The following is a 9,500-nucleotide window of genomic DNA, read 5'->3' as shown; positions in this document are numbered from 1 at the left end:
ACAGAAACCGCGGGATAAATCCGTCCGGGGAAAGGGGAACCTCGGACATCAGAGGCTTTGTGCAACAAAGCCCCGGTGACATAATCGTCACTCCTGTTCCTTCCTGGAAATTAAGGAGTCCCCGGACGAGGCATAGGCGCTTCGGCGCCTTGACCTTCCGGGGTCAGAGGCGGTTTAGCAGTATGAAACGGAAATATGCCGCATGAACCATCATGGCCTGAGAAATAGATCGTCATCCAAATTTAGCCAACGTCTTTTAAGTTTAATTAACGCCGATTCCCATTTGGCGCCTTTTACCTGGTGCGAAGATATTACCGCTTCTTTAAGCTTATTGTGTCAGAAAAAAATCACACAACGATAAGTTCACGTCGCCCTTTAATCTTTTGAATACGCCGATGCGCCAGGGGCAAAGGCTCTGCAAGCCCTTGACCCTGGAATGCAATCATAACCCGCAGATTGTCCGAAGAATTGTTTTCATCGTTTAAACGCAGCGGTACCCTTCTTGAGCGCGCCGAGACTGGGTCATCCGAATGTTCTGCACGCGCAGGTCGGTCAATCAGTCAGATCACGACTGCTTCTGCGGCTTCAACCCGAAGAACCGTCAAGCTTCGCGTGGCGCCTGTCCGATCGTTCCAGCCAAACTGTGCGCCTTCACTCAGACCCAGTAGGGCAACACCAATAGGTGTCAGGACGGAGATACGCTGTTGCGAGATGTCGGCATCTTCAGGAGACGTGAGAACAACGACTTTTTCCTCGCCGGTTGCCTCGTCTCGATAGGTGACGCGCCTGCCCAGGGAGACGACGTTCGCCGGCAGCTTGTCCCGAGAGACCAGACGCGCACGACCAAGTTCACCGAAGAGCCTATCGGCAAGTGTGGGGTTGCTCTGGTAAAGCCGCTGCCCCAGGGACTCGATCCTGTGGACGGTTGCTTGATCGAGGATGATCTTGGGCTGCCGACCGGGTCGGTTTCGAGAGTTCGTCATATGCTTGCTCACTTGTAGATCTGGTATGGGATCAAGGCGACCGGCAGGTCGCTTAGTTCTCGATGTTCAAAACGACGGTGACGTCAAACTTGCCGTCTGAGTGCAGAAGCGCAGCTCTGTCCAAAACCTTCAGCCCGATGAGGGTCGCTCCCAACACGGAAGCAAGGTCAATGACACCTTCAGTCTGAGAATTTGCTTCACAGGGATGCAACACGGCTGTCTGTGCGCCTCCGCCGCTTGACATCCACGTCACCTTGGTCCCGACCCTTACGATACCACCTGCCATTCCATCGGGAACGACAGCGCTCTTGTCGAGCTTGTGGCTTAGGTATCTGGAAATATACTCGCCCCGCCAAGGGGTCGTTCTCGCGCGCTCGACGGCCGCGATGATGATTGGAATGTCGGCAGAAACCAACGTACGGCCGACGTGATCCTCCGAGGCCAGCCTCGACGGATTGCCCTGCAACGCAACTGGTATATGAAGCATATCTCATTCGCCCTCTCACGCGATCCAGGGATCGCGGTGTCAATCTTTCAATACAGATGACGACCCCAAGCGGAAGGCGACGACGCGCCTACTCCGCGCGGGGGAACGGGCGGTTCAGAAGAGGAAACCGAACATGATGATCAGATACCAGCATGCCCTATGAGATGGCCGCGACGCTTGGGGAGGTCAAGTCGCATTACCCATTGCTCGCGCGTCCGTGCCTTATCTGCCACGCGCGCCACGATCAGTTGCGGCTGTGAGGGTTGCATCGGACCGCGTAATTTGCTGAGAGATTGCGCAGTTGCACATCCGCGCGCCACTTTCGAAGGAAAACGCCGCCATGAACAGCATGGATGAAAAGCTGCAGTCGGTTCTGGATCAGGTAATGGCGCGTAATGTCGGTGAGGCGGAGTTCCATCAGGCGGTTCGTGAGGTCCTCGAGAGCTTGGGCAGGGTTGTCGCCAAACACCCTCGTTACCTCGACGATGCACTCATCGAGTGGATCTGCGAGCCGGAGCGTCAGATCATTTTTCGTATCCCGTGGGTGGATGACCAGGGGCAGGTGCGGATAAACCGCGGGTTCAGGGTCCAGTTCAACTCTGCCCTTGGACCTTACAAGGGCGGTATCCGGTTTCATCCCTCCGTAAACGTCGGGATCATCAAGTTTCTCGGGTTCGAGCAAACCTTCAAGAATGCTCTCACAGGTCTGCCGATCGGCGGCGGCAAAGGGGGATCAGACTTTGATCCCAAAGGTCGCTCCGACGCTGAGATCATGCGGTTCTGTCAATCCCTGATGACAGAGCTGCACCGACATATCGGCGAATATACGGACGTTCCAGCCGGCGACATCGGCGTAGGCGGCCGCGAAATCGGCTATATGTTCGGCCAATACAAACGCCTGACCAATCGTTATGAGGCTGGCGTCCTGACGGGCAAAGGGCTGTCCTATGGGGGATCTCGCGCCCGGACTGAAGCCACTGGCTATGGCAACGCCTACTTCATCCAGTCGATGCTTGCCACCAAAGGGACGGACTTTGAGGGCAAGAGGGTCGTCGTCTCAGGCTCCGGAAACGTCGCTCTCTACAGCATTCAGAAGGTTATGGAGTTCGGTGCGACAGTCGTCGCATGCTCTGACTCCAGTGGGTACGTTGTTGACGATGCTGGGATTGATTGGGCTCTTCTGAAGGAAGTCAAGGAAGTTCGACGGCAACGGATCTCCGAATACGCGAAACTCAAGGGCAACGGCGCGTGTTTTGTGCCCCACGGTTCGGTGTGGGATGTTCCTTGTGATATCGCCATGCCGTCGGCGACCCAGAATGAACTTTCAGGCAAGGATGCAAAAGCGTTGATCGAAAACGGGGTCATGGCCGTGGGGGAGGGCGCCAACATGCCCTGCACACCCGAGGCCATCCGCATGTTCCAGGACGCCAATATCATGTTTGCTCCGGGAAAGGCCGCCAATGCCGGCGGCGTCGCCACATCGGCACTCGAGATGCAACAGAACGCCTCGCGCGATAGCTGGACATTTGCACAGACCGAGGCGCGGCTCGCATCCATCATGCGCGGTATCCATGACACCTGCGCTGAAACGGCCGACGAATACGGTGCCCCAGGAAACTACGTCTTGGGTGCCAATATCGCAGGTTTCGTCAAGGTCGCGGAGGCAATGCGGGCCTTTGGCGTGATCTGATCGAAAGTTCCGATACGCTGTTCACAACAGCTGATTACGGCTGAAGACGCGGTCAATGTTGTGACCGTGCCTTTAGCCAGGCTTTCGTGGGTTGCTCGAAAAAGCGATTTGATAGGCGTTCTTCTGATTGCCGACTGCCGGTAACATCACGAACTGTCCAGCAATTAACAGTCGCGTCGGAGACCCAGTATATTTTTTCGCGATCTGCTGACGATGTTGAGCCGACTGACAGGCCTAAAGCCGGCAATGCAGCGATTAGGGTGCTCTGCCCCCTGAAAACTGGACCGTTTGAAGCTGGAGTTTTCGGTTAACCTTCCCTGGCTGGGAGAGGAGCGGAGAACGATGAAAGCATCGAGGTTCACGGAGGCGCAAAAGGCGTTTGTCCTGAAGCAGGGCGAGGAAGGCACGCCGGTGGCCGAGGTCTGCCGCAAGGCGGGGATCAGCCAGGCGACCTATTTCAACTGGAAGAAGCGGTATGGCGGGCTGCTGCCCGACGAAATGCGTAGGCTGAAGGCGCTTGAGGACGAGAAACGTCGCCTGAAAAAGATCGTCGCCGACCTGACTTTGGATCGGGAAATGCTGCAGGACGTCATTCGGCGAAAGCTCGTTCGCCAGTAGGCTTGAACCGGTGGCGCCTGCTGGCTCACCCTGGTCGGATGCGCGAGCTGGTTCGCGGGATGTGCATCGATTGGGGCGCGTAGATACTCAGGGCTTGTGGTGCGCTGCAGTTCGACACCTCCACGTTCCACTACAAGTCCCGACGCACCGATCAGGCGGCCGTCGCACGACGGATCAAGGAAATCTGCGAAACGCGGGTGCGCTACGGATATCAGCGTGTCCACGTCTTGCTGCGACGAGAGGGATGGCAGGTGAACATCAAGAACACACGCTGGATTTACAATGAGTTGGGTCTGCAGCTCAGGAACAAGAACCCGAAACGGCGGGTGAAGGCCAAGCTGCGAGACGATCGCCAGGAGGCTGTCGGGCCGAACGATGTCTGGGCCATGGATTTTGTTCATAATCAACTCGCCCTGGGCAACAAGCTGCGGATCCTGACGATCGTCGACACGCATTCCCGTTTCTGTCCAGCAGCCGACCCGCGCTTCACCTACCGCGGCGAGGATCTGGTCCGGACACTGGAACGGGTCTGTGCCCAAGTCGGCTATCCCAGGACAATCCGGGTCGACAATGGCAGCGAGTTCATCTCGCGCGACCTCGACCTGTGGGCCTACGCCAACGATATCACCCTGGACTTCTCACGCCCTGGCAAGCCCACCGACAATGGCTTCATTGAGGCGTTCAACAGCAAACTCAGGTCTGAATGCCTGAACGCGCGTCGCCATTGCCGCTCGGACCAATGGCGCGACAATGGCAACTTCATGAGGCTTGCGGACGCACAGGAAAAACTGGAGACTTGGCGTAGGCACTACAACGAGGACCGACCCCACAGCGCCATCGGATATAACGTCCCGATCGCCCTGCATTATCCCGGCGGCGCAGCCAGCCCGTCGCCATGACCAAGCCGGAAAATTCCAGCAACCGGCGGTCCAAGGTTGGGGGGCAGTGCAATTCCGGTCAATCTCTGGTCGCAGCTGGATGAAAGGCGGGGGTCAGGTCACTTTGGGCATACGGACTGGGCTCGGATTGTGCCTGGTTGTAGGTCGACAGATGTTTGTTGCAGGCTCATCGAGGACGATTTCGTCTGAACGATCACACCGTAGCCGGCCATCGATCGAGTGCCATTTTGGCGATGGCGAGCAGTTCGTTGATCGTAGCGCCGTCGCGCGCCTGAACGGACATGCCTTCCATGACCGTATTGATGAATTTGCCTAGCACGGCCGGATCGGCATTGGCCGCAAGCTCGCCCTGCGCGGCGCCGCGTTGCAGACGCTCGATCAGGATGGCCTCCGCCGCGATACGTTTGTCGCGCAGCAGGCATTCGATGGCGGCGGACGCCGGCGACACGGCTGCCGCTGCCGAATACATGAAGCAGCCGGCCGGCGTTCCAGGTTCCGAGAACGATGACGCGGCTCGTTCCAGCAGGCCTTTGACGGCCTCGAAGGTGGACAATGCCGGATCGTTGATGGGTGCATAGAGGTGTACGCTGAACGTCGCGGCGTAGCGCTCGATCACCGCCGCGAACAGCCCCGCCTTGTTGTCAAACGCTGCATAGAGACTGGCGGCGGCGACACCAGTCTCTGCCACCAGATCGGCCATCGAAGTCGCCTCGTAGCCGCGCTGCCAGAATAGCCGCACCGCCTTGTCGAGCGCAGCATCAGTGTTGAACACGCGAGGGCGACCTGCGCCCCGACGGGCTTTCGTGTCTGTCATGTCTGCTGCCCGATATGGAATGATCGATAAATATCTTGAAATTGGTGGCTCATATCGATACAGAACGATCATTCAATAATCAAGGAGCGTTCCCATGAGCCGCATCGTTCGTATCCATGAATATGGCGACGCCAGCGTCCTCAAGATTGAAGATGTGGCAGTGGCCGCGCCCGCGGCCGACGAAGTGCAGATCGCGGTCAAGGCGATAGGTATAAACCGCGCCGAAGTGATGTTCCGCAACCATGCCTACCTTCAGGAAGCCGAGTTCCCGAGCCGCCTCGGCTACGAGGCCGCCGGCACCGTCGTTACGGTTGGCGCGGACGTGACCGGGTTTGCGGAAGGCGAAGCCGTCAGCGTCATCCCCCCGCTCGATATCGCGCGCTGGGGCACCTATGGCGAGGTCGCCAACGTGCCCGCCCGCCTTGTCGTCAAGCATCCGGCGGCGTTGTCGTTCGAGGAAGCGGCGGCCGTGTGGATGCAATATGTCACCGCTTGGGGCGCGCTGGTGGAGCAGGCGAAGCTCGGCGAGGGCGATTTCGTCATCGTCACCGCTGCTTCCAGCAGCGTCGGCCTTGCTGCCTTCCAGATTGCGCGGATGGTCGGCGCGACGGTGATCGCGACGACGCGTACCAGCGCCAAGCGCCAGGCCCTCCTTGATGCCGGTGCACATCATGTCGTCGCGACCGAGGAAGAGGATCTGGTCGCAAAGGTGATGGAGATAACCAATGGCGCAGGTGCGCGCGTGGTGCTCGATCCGGTCGGAGGCCCGTCGTTCGAGCCGCTGACCGCGAGCATGGCGCGAGGCGGCATCCTGCTCGAATATGGCGCGCTCAGCGGCGAGCCCACGCCGTTCCCGTTGTTCTCCGTGCTGGGCAAGAGCCTCACGCTCAAGGGTTATCTCTACAGCGAGATCGTCTCGGACGATGCCGCCCTTGATCGTGCCAAGGCGTTCATCGTGGCGGGACTGGAATCGGGCGCGCTCAAGCCGCGGATCGCGCGCACTTTCCCGCTCGACGCCATCCAGGACGCGCACCGCTTCCTCGAATCGAACGACCAGATCGGCAAGGTCGTCGTTACGGTCTGACCGGCAAACCTGGGGGAGCGAGCGATAGCTCCCCCCCTCCCGGACACAGGAGCGGACCCTCAGCGCCCATGCCCTCGTTGCATGTGGGGCAGGCTTGAGAGCATGATCGCTTCTCACCGCGTGCCAGACCTGTCTCAGGGCAACATGGGGGCTATGGCCATTGCATGTATCAGCGCGGAAATACATTCATCTGTTACCCCGACCGTGATGAAACAGGGGCCGCATGGGCGGATATGTCAGGAAGACTGAATTAAAGAGCAAGGATATTCACGCGACGACGCCGGCCACCGATCATGGGCATGCGGGTCCGCCCACTTGCGTGCAGGTTCGCGGCGCGCGCCAGAACAACCTCAAAAATGTTGACGTCGATGTACCGCGCGACGCCTTCGTGGTGTTCACCGGCATATCGGGCTCGGGCAAGTCATCGCTCGCGTTCGGCACCCTTTATGCCGAAGCGCAGCGGCGTTATCTGGAATCGGTTGCGCCCTATGCCCGTCGCCTGATCGACCAGGCCGGCGTGCCGGAGGTCGACGCGATCGACGGATTGCCGCCTGCGGTCGCGTTGCAGCAGCAGCGCGGCTCGGCGAACGCGCGATCCTCGGTCGGCAGCGTGACGACGCTCTCCAGCCTGGTGCGGATGCTCTATTCGCGCGTCGGCAAATATCCGCGCCATCAGCCCATGCTCTATGCAGAGGATTTCTCCCCCAACACGGTTGCGGGGGCTTGCCCGACCTGCCACGGCATCGGCCGCGTATATGACGCGACCGAAGAGACGATGGTCCCTGACGACAGCCTCACCATTCGCGACCGGGCGATCGCCGCTTGGCCGACCGCCTGGCATGGCCAGAACCTTCGCGATATCCTCGTTTCGCTCGGCTATGACGTCGATACACCATGGCGCGACCTGCCGAAAAAGGATCGCGACTGGATCCTCTTCACTGACGAGGCGCCGACGGTGCCGGTCTATGCGGGCCTGACGCCCGAACAGACCCGGACGGCCCTCAAGCGCCGCATGGAGCCGAGCTACCAGGGCACCTTCACCGGCGCGCGCCGCTATGTGCTGGAAACCTTCGCCAACACCAAAAGCGCGCTGATGAAGAAGCGCGTCTCGCAATTCATCGTCGGCCGCGATTGCCCGACCTGCGACGGCAAGCGCCTGAAGCGCGAAGCCCTGTCGGTCAAATTCGCCGGCCTCGACATTGCCGAGTTCGGCGACCTGACGGTGCTCAAGCTGAAGGACTTGCTGATGCCCGCCGCGCATGGCGAATATGGGGCAGTCTCCGACACCTCAAAGGGCCATGTTCTGGAAAAAGCGGCCCGCGAAGCAGCGGTCGAACAACGGGTCGCCGCGGGCGGCTCTGCGCACAAGAGCGCGCCCGACATACGCCGCACGCCAAATCTCTCCGACGAGAAGCAGATCGCCGCCCAACGCCTTGCCTGCGAATTGATCGAGCGGCTCGAGCCGCTGATCGATCTTGGCCTTGGCTACATCTCGCTCGACCGCAGCACGCCGACGCTCTCCTCTGGAGAGCTGCAGCGCTTGCGCCTTGCGACCCAATTGTCGTCACAGCTTTTCGGCGTGGTCTATGTGCTTGACGAGCCTTCGGCGGGGTTGCACCCCGCAGATGGCGAAGCCTTGCTGACTATCCTCCAGCGTCTCAAGGCGGCGGGCAACTCCCTGTTCGTCATTGAACATGATCTCGACGTGATCCGCCACGCGGAATGGATCGTCGATGTCGGGCCAGGAGCCGGGGATAAGGGCGGTGAAATCCTCTACAGCGGGCCGATAGGGGGGCTTGCCGACGTCGAGACTTCGATCACCCGCCGCTACCTGTTCGCAGAGCAGCCCCGCATTGAGCGCACACCGCGCGATCCCAAGGCATGGCTACGCCTGAAAGGGATCAGGCGTAACAATCTTCAAGGTCTCGACGTCGAGTTTCCCATCGGCTGCTTCACCGCTGTCACCGGCGTTTCGGGATCGGGCAAATCCAGTCTTGTCAGTCAGGCGCTGCCCGAGCTTGTCACCGAACACCTCGGCGGCTCCCCCGTGGCCGCGGAGGAGGATGGCGATCCGCTGCTCGATGTTGCGCAGAACGACACTGAAGGGCGCATTGTCGCAGGCATGGAGCATGTTCGCAGGCTGGTGCGGGTCGATCAGAAACCGATCGGCCGCACGCCGCGCTCGAACCTAGCCACCTACAGCGGCATGTTCGACCATGTGCGAAGGATCTTCGCTGATACGCCGCTCGCCCGCCGGCGACACTATAGCCCGGGAAGGTTCTCGTTCAACGTCGCGCAAGGCCGCTGCCCGGTGTGCGAAGGCGAGGGATACGTCATGGTGGAGCTGTTGTTCCTGCCAAGCGTTTTTGCGCCGTGCTCGACCTGTCATGGCTCTCGCTATAACCCGCAAACGCTCGAAGTCGAATGGAACGGGCGCAATATCGCCCAGGTTCTCGAACTGACGGTCGACGATGCGTGCGATTTCTTCGCTGGCGAGGCATCTGTGATGCGCTCCCTCGACGTGTTGCGGGAAATCGGTCTTGGCTATCTGAGGCTCGGTCAGCCGGCGACCGAGCTGTCTGGCGGAGAGGCGCAGCGCATCAAGCTGGCGACTGAACTGCAACGCGCTCAACGCGGCAACACGATCTACATCCTCGACGAGCCAACTTCGGGGCTTCACCCCTCCGATGCGGACCGGCTGATGCAACATCTGCAGGGCCTCGTCGACGCCGGCAATACGGTCGTAGTCGTCGAACATGACATACGCGCCATCACACAAGCGGATTGGATCATCGATCTGGGGCCGGGGGCCGGGGAAGATGGTGGCCGTATCGTTGCCAGCGGCGTCCCTGGGTAAGCGTCCGGTCTAACCGCTACCCGTTCCAGTGCCATGGCAGCAGTTCATCGATCTTGGTGATCTTGTAG

At 60.0% G+C, this 9,500-nt stretch carries 5 protein-coding genes and 1 pseudogene; 4 read left to right on the top strand and 2 right to left on the bottom strand.

Translation table 11 applies throughout. From position 1 onward, the window contains the following. Positions 1-560 precede the first annotated feature (560 nt). A complete protein-coding gene (gene rnk, locus FHD68_RS15695; protein WP_244297896.1) occupies positions 561-995 on the bottom strand; it encodes a nucleoside diphosphate kinase regulator in 435 nt (144 codons plus the stop codon). Between the two features lie 815 nt (positions 996-1,810). On the opposite strand from rnk, the gene gdhA reads away from it, so the two are divergent. Together gdhA and FHD68_RS15680 are read left to right on the top strand one after the other, a co-directional pair. Beyond that, entirely contained in the window at positions 1,811-3,160 is a 1,350-nt protein-coding gene (gene gdhA / locus FHD68_RS15690) for an NADP-specific glutamate dehydrogenase (RefSeq protein ID WP_139086187.1), read from the top strand. A gap of 342 nt (positions 3,161-3,502) precedes the next feature. After that, positions 3,503-4,677 (top strand): annotated as a pseudogene (locus FHD68_RS15680) (IS3 family transposase). 193 nt (positions 4,678-4,870) lie between these two features. On the opposite strand, the gene FHD68_RS15675 reads toward FHD68_RS15680, so the two are convergent. Then, positions 4,871-5,449, bottom strand: a complete 579-nt coding sequence (locus FHD68_RS15675; RefSeq protein ID WP_208863788.1) for a TetR/AcrR family transcriptional regulator — start codon at positions 5,447-5,449, stop codon at positions 4,871-4,873. 136 nt (positions 5,450-5,585) lie between these two features. On the opposite strand from FHD68_RS15675, the gene FHD68_RS15670 reads away from it, so the two are divergent. Next, entirely contained in the window at positions 5,586-6,575 is a 990-nt protein-coding gene (locus FHD68_RS15670) for a zinc-dependent alcohol dehydrogenase family protein (protein ID WP_139086180.1), read from the top strand. 223 nt (positions 6,576-6,798) lie between these two features. After that, entirely contained in the window at positions 6,799-9,432 is a 2,634-nt protein-coding gene (locus FHD68_RS15665) for an excinuclease ABC subunit UvrA (RefSeq protein ID WP_244297894.1), read from the top strand. The last annotated feature ends 68 nt before the right edge of the window (positions 9,433-9,500 follow it).

This window comes from Paracoccus marcusii (genome assembly GCF_006151785.1).
Classification (GTDB): domain Bacteria; phylum Pseudomonadota; class Alphaproteobacteria; order Rhodobacterales; family Rhodobacteraceae; genus Paracoccus; species Paracoccus marcusii.
The sequence above is the reverse complement of the archived record's forward strand: the minus strand, read 5'-3'. Positions and strand labels throughout refer to the sequence as shown.

Bases quoted from the DNA above. Each gene is read 5' to 3' on its own strand.
- FHD68_RS15670 (WP_139086180.1), top strand. From the start codon at position 5,586: ATGAGCCGCATCGTTCGTATCCATGAATATGGCGACGCCAGCGTCCTC.
- FHD68_RS15665 (WP_244297894.1), top strand. From the start codon at position 6,799: ATGGGCGGATATGTCAGGAAGACTGAATTAAAGAGCAAGGATATTCAC.
- gdhA (WP_139086187.1), top strand. From the start codon at position 1,811: ATGAACAGCATGGATGAAAAGCTGCAGTCGGTTCTGGATCAGGTAATG.